General features: G+C 71.8%; 18 protein-coding genes. 12 read left to right on the top strand and 6 right to left on the bottom strand.

All coding sequences use genetic code 11. The features are described from left to right. Window positions 1-84 precede the first annotated feature (84 nt). The 4 genes from ACWCV3_RS20080 to ACWCV3_RS20095 form a co-directional block, all read right to left on the bottom strand. Window positions 85-1,185: an acyl-CoA dehydrogenase family protein gene (locus ACWCV3_RS20080; RefSeq protein WP_451225673.1), complete on the bottom strand. Its 1,101-nt coding sequence runs from the start codon at window positions 1,183-1,185 to the stop codon at window positions 85-87. Then, on the bottom strand, window positions 1,182-2,363 hold the full coding sequence (locus ACWCV3_RS20085; RefSeq protein ID WP_451225676.1) for an acyl-CoA dehydrogenase family protein: 1,182 nt from the start codon (window positions 2,361-2,363) through the stop codon (window positions 1,182-1,184). The genes ACWCV3_RS20080 and ACWCV3_RS20085 overlap by 4 nt, the downstream gene beginning before the upstream one ends. Further along, window positions 2,360-3,331 (bottom strand): NADPH:quinone oxidoreductase family protein, encoded by a 972-nt coding sequence (locus ACWCV3_RS20090; protein ID WP_451225679.1) that lies wholly within the window; start codon window positions 3,329-3,331, stop codon window positions 2,360-2,362. The genes ACWCV3_RS20085 and ACWCV3_RS20090 overlap by 4 nt, the downstream gene beginning before the upstream one ends. 96 nt (window positions 3,332-3,427) lie before the next feature. Further along, window positions 3,428-4,042, bottom strand: a complete 615-nt coding sequence (locus ACWCV3_RS20095) for a helix-turn-helix domain-containing protein (RefSeq protein WP_451225682.1) — start codon at window positions 4,040-4,042, stop codon at window positions 3,428-3,430. A 78-nt stretch (window positions 4,043-4,120) separates the two neighbouring features. Here ACWCV3_RS20095 and ACWCV3_RS20100 point away from each other — a divergent pair, with 78 nt between their 5' ends. The 7 genes from ACWCV3_RS20100 (at window position 4,121) to ACWCV3_RS20130 (ending at window position 10,879) form a co-directional block, all read left to right on the top strand. After that, window positions 4,121-5,659 carry an ATP-dependent DNA ligase gene (locus ACWCV3_RS20100; RefSeq protein WP_451225685.1) on the top strand — a complete coding sequence of 513 codons (1,539 nt, stop codon included), beginning with the start codon at window positions 4,121-4,123 and terminating at the stop codon, window positions 5,657-5,659. After that, window positions 5,656-6,129 (top strand): NUDIX domain-containing protein, encoded by a 474-nt coding sequence (locus tag ACWCV3_RS20105; protein WP_451225688.1) that lies wholly within the window; start codon window positions 5,656-5,658, stop codon window positions 6,127-6,129. The genes ACWCV3_RS20100 and ACWCV3_RS20105 overlap by 4 nt, the downstream gene beginning before the upstream one ends. A gap of 75 nt (window positions 6,130-6,204) precedes the next feature. Further along, complete coding sequence (locus tag ACWCV3_RS20110) at window positions 6,205-7,590, top strand: NADP-dependent succinic semialdehyde dehydrogenase (protein WP_451225691.1); 1,386 nt, start codon at window positions 6,205-6,207, stop codon at window positions 7,588-7,590. A 25-nt stretch (window positions 7,591-7,615) separates the two neighbouring features. Further along, a complete protein-coding gene (locus ACWCV3_RS20115) occupies window positions 7,616-7,849 on the top strand; it encodes a DUF6213 family protein (RefSeq protein WP_031181873.1) in 234 nt (77 codons plus the stop codon). A gap of 224 nt (window positions 7,850-8,073) precedes the next feature. Next, on the top strand, window positions 8,074-9,126 hold the full coding sequence (locus ACWCV3_RS20120; protein WP_451225695.1) for a type III polyketide synthase: 1,053 nt from the start codon (window positions 8,074-8,076) through the stop codon (window positions 9,124-9,126). Between the two features lie 9 nt (window positions 9,127-9,135). Then, a complete protein-coding gene (locus ACWCV3_RS20125) occupies window positions 9,136-10,350 on the top strand; it encodes a cytochrome P450 (RefSeq protein WP_451225698.1) in 1,215 nt (404 codons plus the stop codon). A 7-nt stretch (window positions 10,351-10,357) separates the two neighbouring features. After that, a complete protein-coding gene (locus ACWCV3_RS20130; protein ID WP_451225701.1) occupies window positions 10,358-10,879 on the top strand; it encodes a cupin domain-containing protein in 522 nt (173 codons plus the stop codon). A gap of 85 nt (window positions 10,880-10,964) precedes the next feature. On the opposite strand, the gene ACWCV3_RS20135 is transcribed toward ACWCV3_RS20130, so the two are convergent. Continuing rightward, a complete protein-coding gene (locus tag ACWCV3_RS20135) occupies window positions 10,965-12,191 on the bottom strand; it encodes an acyl-CoA dehydrogenase family protein (protein WP_451225704.1) in 1,227 nt (408 codons plus the stop codon). A gap of 171 nt (window positions 12,192-12,362) precedes the next feature. Between ACWCV3_RS20135 and ACWCV3_RS20140 the strand changes: the two genes are divergently transcribed. Then, complete coding sequence (locus ACWCV3_RS20140) at window positions 12,363-13,007, top strand: TetR family transcriptional regulator (RefSeq protein ID WP_451225707.1); 645 nt, start codon at window positions 12,363-12,365, stop codon at window positions 13,005-13,007. 10 nt (window positions 13,008-13,017) lie between these two features. Here the strand turns inward: ACWCV3_RS20140 and def are convergent, their stop codons facing one another. Continuing rightward, the gene (def, locus tag ACWCV3_RS20145; RefSeq protein ID WP_451225710.1) at window positions 13,018-13,557 is read right to left on the bottom strand and encodes a peptide deformylase; all 540 of its coding nucleotides are present in this window, start codon (window positions 13,555-13,557) and stop codon (window positions 13,018-13,020) included. Between the two features lie 160 nt (window positions 13,558-13,717). Here def and ACWCV3_RS20150 point away from each other — a divergent pair, with 160 nt between their 5' ends. The 4 genes from ACWCV3_RS20150 to ACWCV3_RS20165 all read left to right on the top strand — a co-directional run bounded on the left by ACWCV3_RS20150 (window position 13,718) and on the right by ACWCV3_RS20165 (window position 18,002). Beyond that, entirely contained in the window at window positions 13,718-14,956 is a 1,239-nt protein-coding gene (locus ACWCV3_RS20150; RefSeq protein WP_135788428.1) for a MurT ligase domain-containing protein, read from the top strand. Window positions 14,957-14,979: 23 nt separating this feature from the next. Then, a complete protein-coding gene (locus tag ACWCV3_RS20155) occupies window positions 14,980-15,708 on the top strand; it encodes a type 1 glutamine amidotransferase (RefSeq protein WP_451225714.1) in 729 nt (242 codons plus the stop codon). Between the two features lie 212 nt (window positions 15,709-15,920). Beyond that, window positions 15,921-16,946, top strand: a complete 1,026-nt coding sequence (locus ACWCV3_RS20160; protein ID WP_451225717.1) for a 6-phosphofructokinase — start codon at window positions 15,921-15,923, stop codon at window positions 16,944-16,946. A 105-nt stretch (window positions 16,947-17,051) separates the two neighbouring features. Continuing rightward, window positions 17,052-18,002 (top strand): cytochrome c oxidase assembly protein, encoded by a 951-nt coding sequence (locus ACWCV3_RS20165; protein WP_451225720.1) that lies wholly within the window; start codon window positions 17,052-17,054, stop codon window positions 18,000-18,002. The last annotated feature ends 72 nt before the right edge of the window (window positions 18,003-18,074 follow it).

The raw sequence follows: 18,074 nt of genomic DNA on the forward strand, positions 1-18,074 counted from the left end.
CGCCCGGTGTGCGGCGTTCGGCCGCAAGTGTGGCGTAGCGGAGGGCTGTTCCGGTGCCCTGACGTGTCCCCCGTAAGGGTGGTGTCAGCCCGTCGGGGGAACCGGGAGGTCCACCAGTCGGGCGAGGGCCTCGCGGTGGGCGCCCGCGCTGCCGTACGCGAGGGAGTCCGCCTTGGCCCGCTTCAGGTACAGGTGGACGGGGTGTTCCCAGGTCATGCCGAGTCCCCCGTGGAGCTGCAGAGCCTCCTCGGCGGCGTGGACGGCGACGGGAGAGGCGTAGGACTGCGCGACGGCGACGGTGAGGTCGGCGTCGTGGCCCGTGGTCAGCGCGTCGGCGGCCGCGCGGGCGGCCGCGCGGAGGTTGACCGTCTCCAGCCAGAGCTGGGCGAGCCGGTGCTTGAGCGACTGGAACCCGCCGACCGGCCTGTTGAACTGCTTGCGCTCCTTGAGATAGCGCACGGTCTCGGTCAGCGCCCAGTCCGCGACGCCCAGCTGCTCGGAGGCCAGCAGCCCCGCGCCGGCCCGCAGAGCACGCCGTACGGCGGGTTCGGCACGGCCGAGACAGCGGCCGTGGGCACCGTCGAGGGTGACGGTGGCGAGCGGGCGGGTGAGGTCGAGCGAGGTCCGCGGGGTGCGGGCGACCTCGTCGGCGGCCACCGCGTACAGGTCGCCGTCGTCGGCGGGAACGAGCAGCACGTCGGCCGCGACGGCGTCGGCCACGGACGTCAACTCGCCGTGCAGCGTGCCGTTCTGGACCCGTGCGGTGGCGTAGGCGGCACCGGGGGCGGTGGTCGGGGAGACGGCGAGGACACCCACCGTGCGGCCGGAGGCGAGTCGCTCCAGCAGTTCGGCGTCGTCGCAGGCGAGCAGCGCCTCGGTGGCGACGACGGCGCTGGTGAGGTAAGGCACGGGCGCCACGGCCCGCCCCAGCTCCTCCAGCACGACCGCGGCTTCGCGATGCGTGGCCCCCTGGCCGCCCCGGGCCTCCGGGATCAGCAGGCCCGCCAGGCCCATGCCCTCGGCGAGCTGCCTCCACAGGGCGGGGTCGTGCGGGGTGTCCGACTCGGTGCGGGCGATCACCGCGGCGGACCCGCAGTGGTCGGTGAGCAGGTCGCGGACGGCGGCGCGCAGCGCCTCCTCCTCCTCGGAGTAGAGGAGGCCGGGCTCGGCGTTCGGCGTGCTCATCGGGCCAGGTCCTTCCAGGGGACGTCCTTGTCGGTGCGCGGTTCGGCGGGCAGGCCGAGGACGCGCTCGGCGACGATGTTCAGCAGGACCTCGCTGGTCCCGCCCTCGATGCTGTTGCCCTTGGACCGCAGATAGCGGTAGCCGGCGTCGCGCCCGGTGAAGTCGACCAGTTCGGGGCGCCGCATGGTCCAGTCGTCGTAGAGCAGCCCCTCCTCGCCACGGAGTTCGACCTCCAGGCCGCTGATCTCCTGGTTGAGGCGGGCGAAGGCGAGCTTCATGCCGGAGCCCTCGTAGCCCGGCTGCCCGGCGTTGAGCTGCTGGCGGAGCCGTTCGGCGGTGAGGCGGGACACCTCGGCCTCGACCCAGAGCCTCAGCAGCCGCTGATGGAGGTCGTGGGTGCGCAGTTCGGGGCGTTCCCGCCAGGTCCTGGCGACCGGGCCGATCATGCCGCCCTCGCGGGGCAGGCGCATGCCGCCGATGGAGACGCGTTCGTTCATCAGTGTGGTCTGGGCGACCCGCCAGCCGTCGCCGACCTCGCCGAGGCGGTGGCGGTCGGGGATGCGGACGCCGGTGAGGAAGACCTCGTTGAACTCGGCCTCGCCGGTGATCTGGCGCAGCGGCCGGACCTCCACGCCCGGGTCGGTCATGTCGCAGACGAAGTAGGTGATGCCCGCGTGCTTGGGCGCGTCCGGGTCGGTGCGCGCGATGAGGATGGCCCAGCGGGCCAGATGGGCGCTGGAGGTCCACACCTTCTGCCCGTCGACCACCCAGTCCGTGCCGTCCCGCACGGCTCGGGTGCCGAGCGCGGCCAGGTCGGACCCGGCGCCGGGCTCGCTGAACAACTGGCACCACACCTCCTCGCCGGTCCACAGCGGGCGCAGGAAGCGGGTCTTCTGTTCGTCGGTGCCGTAGCGCAGCACGGTCGGGGCGGCCATGCCCAGGCCGATGCCGATGCGGCGCGGGTCGTTGTCGGGGGCGCCGGCGGCGGCCAGCTCCTCGTCCACGACGGCCTGGAGGGAGCGGGAGGCGCCGAGGCCGCCGAGGCCCTCCGGGTAGTGCACCCAGGCGAGTCCGGCGTCGAAGCGGGCCCGGAGGAAGTCCAGGCGGTCGGTGGTGGCGGGCGGGTGCGCGGCCAGCAGCTCGGCTGTGCGGCGGCGCAGTTCGGCGGCGTCGGTCATGCGGTGGCTCCGTTCTGCGGCAGGACGGTGATCCGGCCGGTGGTCACACCGTCGGCGACCCGCTGCACGGCACCGGACGCCGCGGCGAGCGGTACGCGTTCGCTGACCAGTGGCCTGATCGCGCCGCGCTCGGCCAGTCCGGTCAGCTCCTCGTGGCAGCGCAGCACCAGCCCGGGGTTCCTGGTGTTGTACAGGCCCCAGTGCAGGCCCAGGATCGAGTAGTTCTTCACCAGGGCGTGGTTGAGCGCGGGGCTCGGGATCGAACCGCCGGCGAAGCCGACGACCACGATCCGGCCCTCGAAGGCGACGAGCTTGGCGGACTGGGCGTAGGCCTCTCCGCCGACGGGGTCGTAGATCACGTCGGCGCCCTTGCCGCCGGTTGCCTCCTTGACGGCGGCGATCACGTCCTCGGCGTGGCGGTCCACGACCACGTCGCAGCCCAGCTCGCGGGCGACGGCGGCCTTGCCCGCGCCGCCGACGACACCGACGACCCGCGCCCCGGCGGCCTTGCCGAGCTGGACGGCGGCGCTGCCGACACCGCCCGCGGCGGCGTGCACCAGCAGGGTCTCCCCCGCCTCCAGGCGTGCCCGGCGGTGCAGGCCGAACCAGCCGGTCTGGTAGCCGATGTGCAGGGCGGCGGCCTCGGCGTCGTCCAGCGCCTCGGGCGCGGGCAGCAGCGCGCGGGCGTCGGCGAGCGCGTACTCGGCGAAACCGCCGTGGGGCAGCGCCGGGGTGGCGATGACACGGCGGCCGTCCGCGGTCTCGCCGCAGATCTCCACGCCCGGCGTGAACGGCAGCGGAGGCCGGATCTGGTACTGGCCCCGGCAGAGCAGGGCGTCCGGGAAGTTGACGTTGGCGGCACGCACGCGGAGCAGCACCTGGCCTTCGCCGGGCGTGGGGTTCTCCACCTCCGCCAGGCGCATCACCTCGCTCGGCTCGCCGTTCTCGTGCACTTGCCATGCCTGCATGCCGGGCCTCCACGGGACTGCGTCGTCTGAACCGGGGTCCTGGGCATACTAAGCGGTCGCTTGCCGATCAGGGAACAGCCGGCCGGGCGGAACCCGTCAGCCCTCCCCCTTCGGCCGCCGCCCCGTCCGCGCCCTCAGGTGCATCCGCTCCCCCTGCGGACCGAACAGGCTCAGGAACTCCACCGGACCGTCCCACGTCGAACCGAACCAGTGCGGCACACGGGTGTCGAACTCCGCGGCCTCACCCGGTCCCGGCACCACGTCGTGGTCCCCGAGGACCAGCCGGAGGCGCCCGGAGAGGACGTAGAGCCACTCGTACCCCTCGTGGGTGCGCGGGTCCGGCTGCCGGTCGCGGCGCGGTTCGAGCACCTTGTACGCCTGGAGGCCACCGGGGCGCCGGGTGAGGGGGTGGAAGGTGCGTCCGTCGCGCTCGACCGGCTCGGTCCGCACCCTGGGGTCGCCGACCGGCGGGGCGCCGACCAGCTCGTCCAGCGGGACCCGGCGGGCCTGCGCGACGGGCAGCAGCAGTTCCAGGTTCGGGCGGCGCAGGCCCGACTCCAGCCGGGAGAGGGTGCTGACCGAGATGCCGGTCGCCTCCGACAGCGCGGCCAGGGTCACGTCCCGCTCCTTGCGGATGCGGCGCACTCTCGGGCCCACGGCGGCCGGCACCTCGTCGGTGCTCTCCGCGCCCGTGTCACTCGTCCCGCTCATTCCCGCACTGCAGGTTCGGCAAGGTGGTTTGCCAATCCGGCAGGTGTGAGCCCGGGCTTCGCGGAGCACTCATGCTGCATGCTGCTCACCCGGCTCGCGGAGGTGTCGGGTCAGGTCGCCGCGACGGCGTCCCGGACCCGCAAGACGGATCTGCTCGCGGAACTCTTCCGGGACGCCGGGCCCGACGACGTGCCCGTGGTCATCCCGTACCTCGCGGGACGGCTGCCCCAGGGCCGGATCGGGGTCGGCTGGAAGGTCCTCGGCCGGGAGGTGGCACCCGCCCCCGGACCCACGCTCACCGTGCGCGGGGTGGACGCCCTGCTGACCGAGCTGGCCGCGGTGTCCGGGGCCGGTTCGCAGGCCGAGCGGGCGCGGATCGTGGACGAGCTGATGGGCGCGGCGACCGGGGACGAACAGCGGTTCCTGCGCGGCCTGCTGACCGGCGAGGTCCGCCAGGGCGCCCTGGACGCGCTCGCGGTGGAGGGGCTGGCCCGCGCCACGGAGGCCGACCCGGCTACGGTACGCCGGGCGGTGATGCTGGCCGGCTCCCTCCAGACGGTCGCCCAGGCCCTGCTCGCACAGGGCCCCGGCGCGCTGGAGCGGTTCCGGCTCACGGTGGGGCGGCCGGTGCTGCCGATGCTTGCCCGCAGCGCCTCCTCGGTCGCGGAGGCGGTGGAGAAGCTCGGGGAGTGCGCCGTGGAGGAGAAGCTCGACGGCATCCGCGTACAGGTGCACCGGGACGGTGCCGAGGTGCGCGTGTTCACCCGGACGCTGGACGACATCACCGACCGGCTGCCGGAGGTGACCTCGGCGGCGCTGGAACTGCCGGGCGAGCGGTTCGTGCTGGACGGCGAGGTGATCTCATTCGGCCCGGACGGACGGCCCCGCTCCTTCCAGGAGACGGCGGGCCGGGTCGGTTCGCGGGTGGACGTGGCGAGGGCGGCCGGCCAGGTCCCGGTCTCCCCGGTGTTCTTCGACGCCCTCTCGGTGGAGGGCCGGGACCTGCTGGACCTGCCCTTCACCGAACGGCACACGGAGCTGGCCCGGCTGGTGCCGGAGCCGATGCGGGTACGCCGGGCACTGGTGGCCGGGCCGGGGGACACTCCGGCCGCGGAGGAGTTCTCGGCCGCCACCCTGGCGCGCGGGCACGAGGGCATCGTGGCCAAGGCGCTCGACGCGCCGTACAGCGCGGGCCGGCGCGGCGCCTCCTGGCTGAAGGTCAAGCCCGTGCACACCCTCGATCTGGTGGTCCTGGCCGCCGAGTGGGGCCACGGCCGCCGCACCGGCAGGCTCTCCAACCTGCATCTGGCGGCTCGCACGGCCGACGGCGGTTACGCGATGCTCGGCAAGACCTTCAAGGGCATGACGGACGTGATGCTCGCCTGGCAGACCGAACGGCTGGGCGAACTCGTGGTGGAGGAGAGGAGCTGGGGCGTGACCGTACGCCCGGAGCTCGTCGTGGAGATCGCGTACGACGGGCTCCAGCGCTCCAGCCGCTACCCGGCGGGGGTGACCCTGCGGTTCGCGCGGGTGGTCCGCTACCGCGAGGACAAACGGCCCGAGGACGCCGATACCGTGGAGGCCCTGCTCGCGACCCACCCGGAGGTCAAGGCATGACAGTGCGTGCGACGAAGCGCAGTGCGGGACTGCTGTTGTTCCGCCGTACCGGCCGAGGGCTCGAGGTGCTGCTCGGCCACATGGGCGGCCCCTTGTGGGCCACGAAGGACGAGGGGGCGTGGTCCGTGCCCAAGGGCGAGTACGAGGCGGACGAGTCCGCCTGGGACGCCGCCCGCAGGGAGTTCGAGGAGGAGCTCGGCATCGCACCGCCAAACGGCCCGGCGCTGCCGCTGGGCGAGATCGCGCAGCGCAACGGCAAGATCGTCACCGCCTGGGCGGTGGAGGCCGATCTGGACCCGTCGGCCGTCGCCCCCGGCACCTTCACCATGGAGTGGCCGCCCCACTCGGGCCGCGTCCAGGAGTTCCCGGAGCTGGACCGGGTGGCCTGGTTCACCCCCGAGGAGGCCAGGGGGCTGATGGTCCTCGGACAGGGCACGTTTCTGGACCGTCTGGCGGAGCACTCGGGCTGAACAGGGGATCGAAGCGTTGCGGCACCGCGTGCCGCGCGCCAAGGTCGACGCACACCCCGCACCAGGAGGTCAGCCATGCCCATCGCCACGGTGAACCCGGCCAACGGCGAGACGGTCAAGACGTACGAGCCGATGGACGAAGCCGAGGTGGAGCGCAGGCTCCAGCTCGCCGAGGCCACCTTCCGGACCTACCGGACGACGTCGTTCGCCGAGCGCGCCGGGCATCTGAACCGGGCAGCCGACCTGCTGGAGTCGGACAACGACGAGATCGCCCGGATCATGACGACCGAGATGGGCAAGCCCCTCGCGCAGGCCCGCGCGGAGGCCGCCAAGTGCGTGAAGGCGATGCGCTGGTACGCCGAGCGGGCGCAGGGGCTGCTCGCCGACGAGGTGCCCGACGAGGCGGACGTGAGGGACTCCGGCGCCTCGCGGGTCCGCGTGGTCTACCGGCCGCTGGGCCCGGTGCTCGCGGTGATGCCGTGGAACTTCCCGCTCTGGCAGGTCGTCCGGTTCGCCGCGCCCGCGCTGATGGCGGGCAACGTGGGCCTGCTCAAGCACGCCTCGAACGTGCCGCAGACCGCCCTCTACCTGGAGGACCTCTTCCAGCGGGCCGGCTTCCCGGTGGGCTGCTTCCAGACGCTGCTGGTCGGCTCGGCCGCCGTCGACGAGATCCTCCGGGACGACCGGGTCAAGGCCGCCACCCTCACCGGAAGTGAGCCGGCCGGGCGCGCGGTCGCCTCCGCCTCCGGCGAGATGATCAAGAAGACGGTGCTGGAACTGGGCGGCAGCGACCCCTACCTGGTCATGCCCTCAGCCGACATCGACCGGGCGGCCGAGGTCGCGGTGACGGCACGGGTGCAGAACAACGGGCAGTCCTGCATCGCCGCCAAGCGGTTCATTGTGCACGGTGACGTCTACGACGCGTTCCTGGAGAAGTTCGTCGCCGGGATGAGGGGCCTGACCGTCGGCGACCCCATGGACGACCGCACCGACGTCGGACCGCTCGCCACCGAGCAGGGCCGGGCCGACGTGGAGGAGCTCGTGGACGACGCGCGCCGCAGCGGGGCCGACATCCTATGCGGCGGCGAGCGGCCGGACGGCGCGGGCTGGTACTACCCGCCGACCGTGATCGCGGGCGTCGAGCGCGAGATGCGCATCCACCGCGAGGAGGCGTTCGGGCCGGTGGCGACCGTGTACCGGGCGGAGGACCTGGAGGACGCGATCCTGATCGCCAACGACTCGCCGTTCGGGCTGAGTTCGAGCGTGTGGACCCGTGACGAGGACGAGATGGCGCACTGCGCGCGGGACCTAGAGGCCGGGGGCGTCTTCATCAACGGGATGACCGCCTCGCACGCCGCCTTCCCCTTCGGCGGGATCAAGCGCTCCGGATACGGACGTGAACTGTCGGCGCAGGGAATCCGGGAGTTCTGCAACATCACCACCGTTTGGCAGGGCGCGTGAGGATCGCACGGATACGATCCGGTCTGTGAACGGCGAAGTGACTCTGCCTCTGATCGTGGACGAGCGTGGTGCGCTGCGGGTTTCGGCGGGCGACGTGAGCAAATTGCTGCGCAGCGTCGGCGCCCGGTGGGTGCATCTGGTGGAGGCCGGGGAGCGGGGGCTGGACGAGGACACCGTTGCCGAGCTGACGATCGAGTTGGCCAAGCTGGCCGATCGGATCGATGTGGCGTGCATCGCTCACAGCAGCGGGGCGCCGTAGGGGTCCGGGTGTGTGGGGTGCTGCGCCGTCGTGGCTTGTCGCGCAGTTCCCCACGCCCCTTCTTGTAGCAGTGCTGAGCTGCGAAGATCCAGCTTCGTCACTCTCTGTTCTCCCCGGTTCGGAGTAATTCGGCGCGAGATCGTCGGCCTTGCGGGCGAGTGTGGGTGGACCACCTTCTGACCGGCGGGCGAAGGCCCGCCGGACGGCGAAAGCAGGGACCGCTCATGGCGACTTTGTGCAGACCCTCGGTGTCCGTGCCGGAACACGTGATCACCATGGAGGAGACCCTGGAGCTGGCCCGCCTGCACCACGCGGACAACCCGCAGCTCCCGCTGGCCCTCCGTCTGATCGAGAACACCGGAGTGCGCACCCGGCACATCGTGCAGCCCATCGAGGAGACCCTGAAGCACCCGGGCTTCGAGCAGCGCAACAAGCTGTACGAGTCCGAGGCCAAGGCCCGAGTGCCCGCGGTGATCCAGGAGGCTCTCGACTCGGCCGAACTCCTCACCTCGGACATCGATGTCATCGTCTACGTGTCGTGCACCGGCTTCATGATGCCGTCGCTCACCGCGTGGCTGATCAACGAGATGGACTTCTCCAGCACCACCCGGCAGCTCCCCATCGCCCAGCTGGGCTGTGCGGCCGGCGGTGCGGCCATCAACCGGGCGCACGACTTCTGCTCGGCCTACCCGGAGGCCAACGCCCTCATCGTGGCCTGCGAGTTCTGCTCGCTGTGCTACCAGCCCACCGACCTCGGCGTCGGGTCCCTGCTCTCCAACGGCCTGTTCGGCGACGGCATCGCGGCCGCCGTGGTGCGCGGCCGTGGCGGCACGGGTGTGGAGCTCGAGCGCAACGGCTCGTACCTGATCCCGAAGACCGAGGACTGGATCTCGTACGACGTACGGGACACCGGGTTCCACTTCCTGCTGGACAAGCGGGTGCCGACCACGATGGAGCCGCTGGCCCCGGCGCTGCAGGAACTGGCGGGCAACCACGGCTGGAACGCCTCCGACCTGGACTTCTACATCATCCACGCCGGCGGTCCCCGAATACTCGACGACCTCAGCAAGTTCCTGGAGGTCGAGCCGCACGCGTTCCGGTTCAGCCGGGCCACGCTCACCGAGTACGGCAACATCGCCAGCGCCGTGGTGCTGGACGCGCTGCGCCGGCTGTTCGACGACGGCGGTGCCGAGCACCGGGCGCGCGGACTGCTGGCCGGCTTCGGGCCCGGCATCACCGCCGAGATGACCGTCGGCCGCTGGGTCGGCCGGGACTAGGAGGGCGCCATGACCGACGAGACGCTCACCGGAACCCTGCCCCCGATCCGGCAGTGGCCTGCCACCGACCTGGCGGGCACCGACTTCGACCCGGTGCTGACCGAGCTGATGAACGAGGGCCCGGTCACCCGCATCCGACTGCCCAACGGCGAGGGCTGGGCGTGGCTGGTCACCCGGTACGACGACGTACGCATGGTGACCAACGACCCGCGCTTCGGCCGGGAAGCCGTGATGGACAACCAGGTCACCCGGCTCGCCCCGCACTTCATCCCGGACCCGGGCGCGGTCGGCTTCCTCGATCCACCCGACCACACCAGGCTGCGCCGCTCGGTGGCCGCCGCGTTCACCGCCAGGGGTGTGGAGCGGGTCCGGGAGCGGTCGCGGGCCATGCTGGAGGAACTGGTCGACGAACTCCTCCAGGGCGGGCCGCCGGCCGACCTCACCAGCGCGGTGCTCAGCCCGTTCCCCATCGCGGTGATCTGCGAGCTGATGGGCGTACCGGCCGCCGACCGGCACTCCATGCACGACTGGACCCAGCTCATCCTGTCCTCCGCACACGGCAAGGAGGTCAGCGAGCGGGCGAAGCGCGAGATGAGCGCCTACTTCACGGACCTCATCGGGCACGGCGGGCACAGCCCCGAGGGGTCGGTCTGCTCGCTGCTGAGCGGGGCCGTGGACCGCGACGAGATCACGCTGGTGGAGGCGGTCGGCCTCGCGGTGCTGCTCCAGATCGGCGGCGAGGCGGTCACCAACAACAGCGGGCAGATGTTCTATCTGCTCCTGACGCGGCCGGGGCTGATGGAGCGGCTGCGCTCGGACCGGGCGATCCGGCCGAGGGCGATCGACGAGCTGCTGCGCTACATCCCGCACCGCAACGCGGTCGGCCTGTCCCGGATCGCGCTGGAGGACGTGGAGATCAGGGGCGTCCGCATCCGTGCGGGCGACGCGGTCTACAACTCCTACCTGGCCGCCAACCGCGACCCCGAGGTGTTCCCCGACCCGGACACCATCGACGTCGAGCGCAGCCCCAATCCGCACGTGGCGTTCGGCTTCGGACCGCACTACTGCCCGGGCGGCATGCTCGCCCGGCTGGAGTCGGAGCTGCTGGTGGACGTCCTGCTGGACCACGTTCCGGGGCTGAAGCTCGCGGTGCCGCCGCAGGAGGTCCCCTTCCGCAAGGGCGCGTTGATCAGGGGCCCCGAGTCCCTGCCGGTGACCTGGTGAGCCGCTCATGACGACGACCGAGGGACTGCTCGTACCGCCGGGACACGGCAGGGTCGTGGCGACGGCCGCCCAGCGGGTCACGTTCAAGGTCACCGGCACCCACTCGCGGACGGCCTCCACCTTCGAGGTGGAGGTCCCGCCGGGTTTCGACGTGGGCGCCCATGTGCACACGCGCAGCGAGGAGCTGTTCTACGTCCTGGACGGAGAACTCGACGTCCTCGCCTTCGAGCCCCGCATCCGCACGCCCGACAACTGGCAGAAGTGGGAGTCGAGTTCGGGAACCAGGGTGGTCCGGGCGACACCGGGCACGGTCATCGTCGTGCCGCCCGGCTGCCCCCACGCCTTCGCCAACCCCACCGACAGCCCGGCCCGCATGTTCTTCCAGGCCTCTCCCCCGCCGGACCACGAGCGCTACTTCGAGGAGCTCCTGGAGATCCTGGACGCGAAGGGTCCTCCGGACCACCAGGCGATCGAGGAACTGCGAAAGCGCTACGACATAGAGCAGCTCACCCCGCTGAGACACCGGTGAGCGAGTCGGCCCGAAGGGGGCGCGGGTACCGCGACCGGCCACGAGCGCCGGTCGCCCGCGGATCACCCGCGCCTCCCTGCGGCGGCTACCGGATCGGCACCCCGGCCAGCGTGCGGGCGATCACCAGCCGCTGGATCTCACTGGTCCCCTCGAAGATCGTGTAGATCGCCGCGTCCCGGTGCATCCGCTCCACCGGATACTCCCGCGTGTACCCGTTGCCCCCGAGGATCTGGATCGCCTGCCCCGTGACCTTCTTCGCCGTCTCGCTGGCGAACAGCTTGGACATGGACCCCTCGGCGGCGGTGAACCGCTTGCCGTTGACCGCCATCCACGACGCCCGCCACACCAGCAGCCGGGCCGCGTCGATCGACGTCCGCATGTCGGCGAGCTGGAAGGCGACCCCCTGGTTGTCGACGATGGGCCGCCCGAACTGCTCACGCGTCGTGGCGTATTCGAGCGCGACCTCGTAGGCGGCGCGCGCGGTACCCACGGCCATCGCCCCCACGGCGGGCCGGGACGCCTCGAACGTGGCCATCGCCGCGTTCTTCACCCGCTCGCCCCCGCCCCGGGCCTTCTCCCGCGCCCGCGCCAGCCGCTCGTCCAGCTTCTCCTTGCCACCGAGCAGGCAGGACCCGGGCACCCGCACGTTCTCCAGGACGACCTCGGCGGTGTGCGAGGCGCGGATGCCGTGCTTCTTGAACTTCTGGCCCTGGCTGAGACCGGGCGTGCCGGGCGGGACGATGAAGGAGGCGTGGCCCTTGGAGCCCAGCTCCGGGTCGACCACGGCGACGACGACATGGACGTTGGCGATGCCGCCGTTGGTGGCCCAGGTCTTGGTGCCGTCGAGCACCCACTCGTCCTTGGCCTCGTCGTACACGGCGCGCGTGCGCATGGAGGCCACGTCGGAGCCGGCGTCGGGCTCGGAGGAGCAGAAGGCGGCGACCTTGACGTCGTTCACGTCGCCGTACATCTGCGGTATCCAGGTGCCGATCTGCTCCTCGGTGCCGTTGGCGAGGACGCCCACGGCGGCGAGGCCGGTGCCGACGATGGAGAGGGCGATGCCCGCGTCCCCCCAGAACAGCTCCTCCATGACCATCGGTACGCCGAGGCCGGTGGGGTCGAAGTACTGCTGGGCGTAGAAGTCGAGGGAGTAGACGCCGATCTTGGCGGCCTCCTGGATGACCGGCCAGGGAGTCTCCTCACGCTCGTCCCATTCGGCGGCCGCGGGCCGGATCACATCGGCGGCGAAGCCGTGCAGCCAGTCCCGGACCTCCTGCTGTTCGTCGTTGAGCTCCATGGTGAACTCGGCCATGTCCCCTCCAGCGGCGGCACGTACGTTGTTACTAGCGGTAACCGAAGTATGTTACCGGCGGGTAGGTGAAGTCAACTGCGGACGGCGGCCCGGTATCCCGTTCGATGGCGGACCCGCGGCGAGTGTTAGTTTGCGCAGGCGTCACCGAATCAGCACGGGTGGGGAGACCACATGGACACCACGCAGCGGACCGATCAGCAGAGGTCCGCCGACCGACGACGGCGGGAGCTGCTGGAGGCCGCCGACCGGGTGGTGCTGCGCGACGGCCCGCAGGCGTCGATGAACGCCATCGCCGCCGAGGCGGGCATCACCAAGCCGATCCTCTACCGGCACTTCGGTGACAAGGGCGGCCTGTACGCGGCCCTCGCCACGCGGCACACCGACGCCCTGCTCGACTCCCTGCGCGCGGCGCTGGACGCGCCCGCCGACCGCCGGGAGCGGGTGGAGTCCACCCTCGACACCTACCTCGCCGCCATCGAGGCCCGCCCGCAGGTGTACCGGTTCCTGATGCACCCCTCCGAGGGCGGCCAGGGCGGCGACCACGGCTTCGACGTCGGCAAGCACAGCGCCCCGCTGCTGCGCCGGATGGGGGAGGAACTGGCAAGGGTCATCGAGGAGCGGGTGGACCTCGGTCCGGGCAGCCAGCAGCTGGCCCGCGTCTGGGGACACGGGATCGTCGGCATGATGCATGCCGCCGGGGACTGGTGGCTGGGCGAGCGTCCCTGCTCACGAGCCGAACTGGTCCGCTCGCTGGCCGACTTGCTGTGGGGACGGCTCGCGGCCGCCGGTGACCGCGTGGGCGGCCCCGGCTTCTGACCCGCTCGGCTCACCCGTGCCAGGGGGCCTTTCGCACCTGGCGGTCGAGCCTGCGCCGGCGGCGGCCCGTCACGCGGTCGGCGTAGACCGTGCCGGCCAGGTGGTCGCACTCGTGCTGGAGGCAGCGGGCGAAGAAGCCGGTGCCGTCGACGGTGACCGGCTCCCCCGTCGTCGTGACCCCCTCCACCACCGCGTGGTCGAACCGCTCGGTGCCCGCCTCCAGGCCCGGCAGCGAGAGACAGCCCTCGGGGCCCGGGAACCGAAGCCCGTCGGCGGTCACCAGGCGGGGGTTGACCACGTGGCCGAGATGGCGGACCTCGTCGTCGTCCGGGCAGTCGTACACGAACACCCGCAGGTTCACGCCGATCTGGTTGGCGGCCAGGCCCACGCCCTCGTGCGCGTACATGGTGGCGAACAAGTCCTCCACGAGCGCATCGAGTTCCGGGCCGAAGTCGGTGACGTCCCCGCAGGGTGCGTGGAGGACGGGGTCGCCGAGGAGGGTGAGGGGCCGGACGCGCCCGTGGGCGCCCGGTATCGCGCGGTGTCGCATGGCGGCAAGGGTACGGTTCGTTCGGCCCGCGCCGAGCGCGCGAGGGCGGGCCGGGCGGACCGGGATTCGGGTGTGCGAACGGTTCTCGATAGGCTGAGGCCCCCACCACGCTGCCGGATGGCCCCAGGCGCGGCGCGTACGCAAGGAGGATCGAGGACTGATGGCAGGCAACTCGGACCCGCTCTCGCCGCGGGCCAAGCTGGCCGTGACCGCGGGCAAGGCGGTCGCGGCGGCATCGCGCGCCGCGGGGCGCGGCAGCGGGTCGGTGATCGGCGGAAAGGTCGCCCTGCGGCTCGACCCCGACCTGCTCGCCCGGCTGGCCACCCACCTGGACGTGGTCCTGGTGTCGGCGACCAACGGCAAGACCACCACCACCCGGCTGATCGCGGAGGCCCTGCGCGCCGCCGGCCCGGTGGTGTCCAACGCGCTCGGCGCCAACATGCCGGCCGGTATCACCTCCGCTCTCGCGGGCGGCTCGGACGCCAAGTTCGGTGTCATCGAGGTCGACGAGAAGTACCTGGCCGGTGTGGCACGTGACACCAGCCCCAAGTGCATCGCGCTGCTGAACCTCTCCCGCGACCAGTTGGACCGCGCGGCCGAGACCCGGATGCTCGCGGAGAACTGGCGCGAGGGCCTGTCCGGCTCCAAGGCCGTCGTCGTCGCCAACTGCGACGACCCGCTGGTGGTGTGGGCGGCCTCGTCCTCCCCCAACGTGGTCTGGGTCGCGGCCGGCCAGATGTGGAAGGACGACGCCTGGTCCTGCCCGTCCTGCGGCGGTGTGATGCAGCGCCCCGGCGACGACTGGTTCTGCGGCGAGTGCGGCTTCCGCCGTCCGACGCCGACCTGGGCGCTCTCCGGCGACCACGTCCTCGACCCGCACGGCTCGGCCTGGCCGATCCACCTCCAGCTGCCGGGCCGCGCCAACAAGGCGAACGCGGCCAGCTCGGCCGCCGTCGCCGCCGTGTTCGGGGTGCCGCCGCAGGTGGCGCTGGAGCGCATGTACCAGGTGCAGGCGGTCGCCGGGCGCTACGACGTGGTCCAGTTCCAGAACCGCGACCTGCGTCTGCTGCTGGCGAAGAATCCGGCCGGCTGGCTGGAGACCTTCTCCCTGATCGACCCGCCGCCCACCCCGGTGATCCTCTCCGTGAACGCGCGCGGGGCGGACGGAACCGACACCTCCTGGCTGTGGGACGTGGACTACACCCGGCTCACGGGTCACCCGATCTTCGTCGTCGGCGACCGGAAGCTGGACCTCGCCGTCCGTCTGGAAGTGGCGAACCAGCACTTCCAGGTGTGCGAGAACCTCGACGAGGCCGTCGCCGCGGCCCCGCCGGGCCGTATCGAGGTCATCGCCAACTACACCGCGTTCCAGGACCTGCGCCGCCGCGTCGGCAACTGAGCCAGAAGGGCGAACACCTCCTCATGAGCGACAACCAACTGCGGCTGGTGTGGATCTATCCCGACCTGCTGAGCACCTACGGCGACCAGGGCAACGCCCTCGTCGTGGAGCGCCGGGCGCGTCAGCGCGGCCTGGACGTGGCCCGTCTCGACGTGCGCAGCGACCAGCCGATCCCGACCTCGGGCGACATCTACCTGATCGGCGGCGGTGAGGACCGTCCGCAGCGGCTGGCGGCCGAGCGGCTGCGCCGCGACGGGCACCTCCAGCGTGCGGTGGAGAACGGCGCGATCGTCTTCTCCGTGTGCGCCGGCTACCAGATCCTCGGCCACGAGTTCATCAACGACCTCGGCCAGCGCGAGCCGGGCCTCGGTCTGCTCGACGTGATGTCGACGCGCGGTGAGGGCGAGCGGTGCGTGGGCGACGTGCTCGGTGACATCGACCCGCGCCTCGGTCTGCCTCCGCTGACCGGGTTCGAGAACCACCAGGGCGTCACCCATCTGGGCCCGAGCGCCCGCGCCTTCGCCCAGGTCACCATGGGCCGCGGCAACGGCACCGGCGACGGCACCGAGGGCGCGTACAACGGCACGGTTTTCGGCACGTACATGCACGGTCCCGTGCTGGCCCGCAACCCGCTGATCGCGGACCTGCTGCTGAAGCTGGCGCTGGACGTGAACGCGCTGCCGCCGATCGACGACCGCTGGTACGAGGCGCTGCGCGACGAGCGCATCGCGGCGGCGCAGCAGCCGGCGTAACCGACACGCACCACCGCATATCAGTACACCCGTCAGGCGGGCCCGTGAGCTTTCGCGGGCCCGCCTGACGCGTCGTCCGCTCACCTGTGCGGGTGCGTCCAGCAGGCGGACGCCCGCTGGGTGAGGGGCCCCTGCCGCCGGTAGTCTGGCCGCGAACCCGCCGGACAACGTGGTCCGGCCTCCCGGCCCACGTCGAGAAGGTAATTCGGGCTATGCGCATTGGTGTCCTCACCTCCGGCGGCGACTGCCCCGGCCTGAACGCCGTCATCCGGTCGGTCGTGCACCGAGCCGTCGTCGACCACGGCGACGAGGTCATCGGCTTCCGCGACGGCTGGAAGGGCCTGCTGGAGTGCGACTACTTGAAGCTCGACCTGGACGCCGTCAGCGGCATCCTGGCCCGCGGCGGCACGATCCTCGGCTCCTCCCGTGTCCGTCCGGAGCACCTGCGCGGCGGGGTGGAGCGGGTCAGGGGCCATGTCGAGGAACTCGGACTGGACGCGATCATCCCGATCGGCGGTGAGGGCACGCTGAAGGCGGCCCGGCTGCTGTCGGACAGCGGGCTGCCCATCGTGGGCGTGCCCAAGACCATCGACAACGACATCGCGGCGACAGACGTCACTTTCGGCTTCGACACGGCAGTGGGCGTCGCCACCGAGGCGCTGGACCGGCTGAAGACGACCGCCGAGTCCCACCAGCGGGTGCTGATCGTGGAGGTCATGGGCCGCCACACCGGCTGGATAGCGCTGAACTCGGGCACGGCGGCCGGTGCGCACGCCATCGTGGTGCCGGAACGACCCTTCGACATCGAAGAGTTGACCCGTCGCGTCGGTGCCCGGTTCGAGGCCGGGAAGCGGTTCGCCATCGTGGTGGCCGCCGAGGGCGCCAAGCCGCGCGCCGGTTCCATGGAGTTCGACGAGGGCGGTAGGGACATCTACGGCCACGAGCGCTTCGCCGGGATCGCCCGCCAGCTCTCCACCGAGCTGGAGCAGCGGCTCGGCAAGGAGGCCCGGCCGGTGATCCTCGGGCATGTGCAGCGCGGCGGCACCCCGACGGCGTACGACAGGGTGCTGGCCACCCGCTTCGGCTGGCACGCGGTGGAGGCGGTGCACCGGGAGGAGTTCGGCCGGATGACGGCGCTGCACGGCACGGACATCGTGACGGTTCCGCTGGCCGAGGCGGTCAGCACCCTGAAGACGGTGCCGCCGGAGCGGTACGCCGAGGCGGAGTGCGTCCTGTAGCGGCTCTCGGGGCCGGGCGGACCCCGCTCACGGGTGGGCGCGGAGGCGCCCGTACCCTGAGTGCGGACAGAAACCGCTCAACCCACACGAACCAGGAGCCGCCGGATGGACCACAGCGGGCACGGCATGATGCCGGATCTGCCGCCGTTCACGCTGGGACGGGGGCTCGAGTGGTCGGCGGACCCCTTCTTCCTGACCGCCTGCCTGGCCGGGCTCGCCCTGTACGGCTGGGGCGTGCTGCGGCTGCGGCGGCGCGGTGACGCATGGCCGGTCTCCCGCACCCTGTCGTACGTCGTCGGTGTGCTGACCGTCGCACTGGTGATGTGCACCCGGCTGAACGACTACGGCATGGTCATGTTCAGCGTGCACATGGTCCAGCACATGGTGATCAGCATGCTGTCGCCGATCCTGATCCTGCTGGGCGCGCCGGTGACGCTGGCGCTCAGGGCGATGCCCACGGCGGGGCGGGGCCGGACCGGTCCGCGCGAACTGCTGCTGGCGGTGCTGCACAGCCGGTACATGCGGTTCATCACGCATGCCGCGTTCACCATCCCGCTGTTCATCGCCAGCCTGTACGCGCTGTACTTCTCGCCCCTGTTCGACTTCCTGATGGGGTCCAGGGCCGGGCACATCGCCATGATGGTGCACTTCCTGGCGGTGGGTGTGGTGTTCTTCTGGCCGATCATCGGGGTCGACCCGGGCCCGCACCGGCCGAACCACCTGATGCGGATGCTGGAGCTGTTCGCGGGCATGCCCTTCCACGCCTTCTTCGGCATCGCGCTGATGATGGCGTCCGAGCCGATGGTGGAGACCTTCCAGAACCCGCCCGCCTCGCTCGGCATCGACGCCCTCTCCGACCAGGGCGCGGCCGGCGGTATCGCGTGGGCCTTCAGCGAGATCCCGTCGGTGCTGGTGCTGATCGCCCTGCTGTTCCAGTGGTACGGCTCCGAGCAGCGGCAGGCCCGCCGCAAGGACCGGGCGGCGGACCGGGACGGCGACCAGGAGTTGGAGGCGTACAACGCCTACCTGGCCTCGCTGAGCACGCGCGAGGGCTGATTCAGCACGGAACCGCTCGGCCGTCCGAGTGCCGGTGGCGGCGGAACCGGGGCACGATGGTGGTGGACGGAC

It is taken from the genome of Streptomyces sp. NPDC001781, assembly GCF_053596035.1.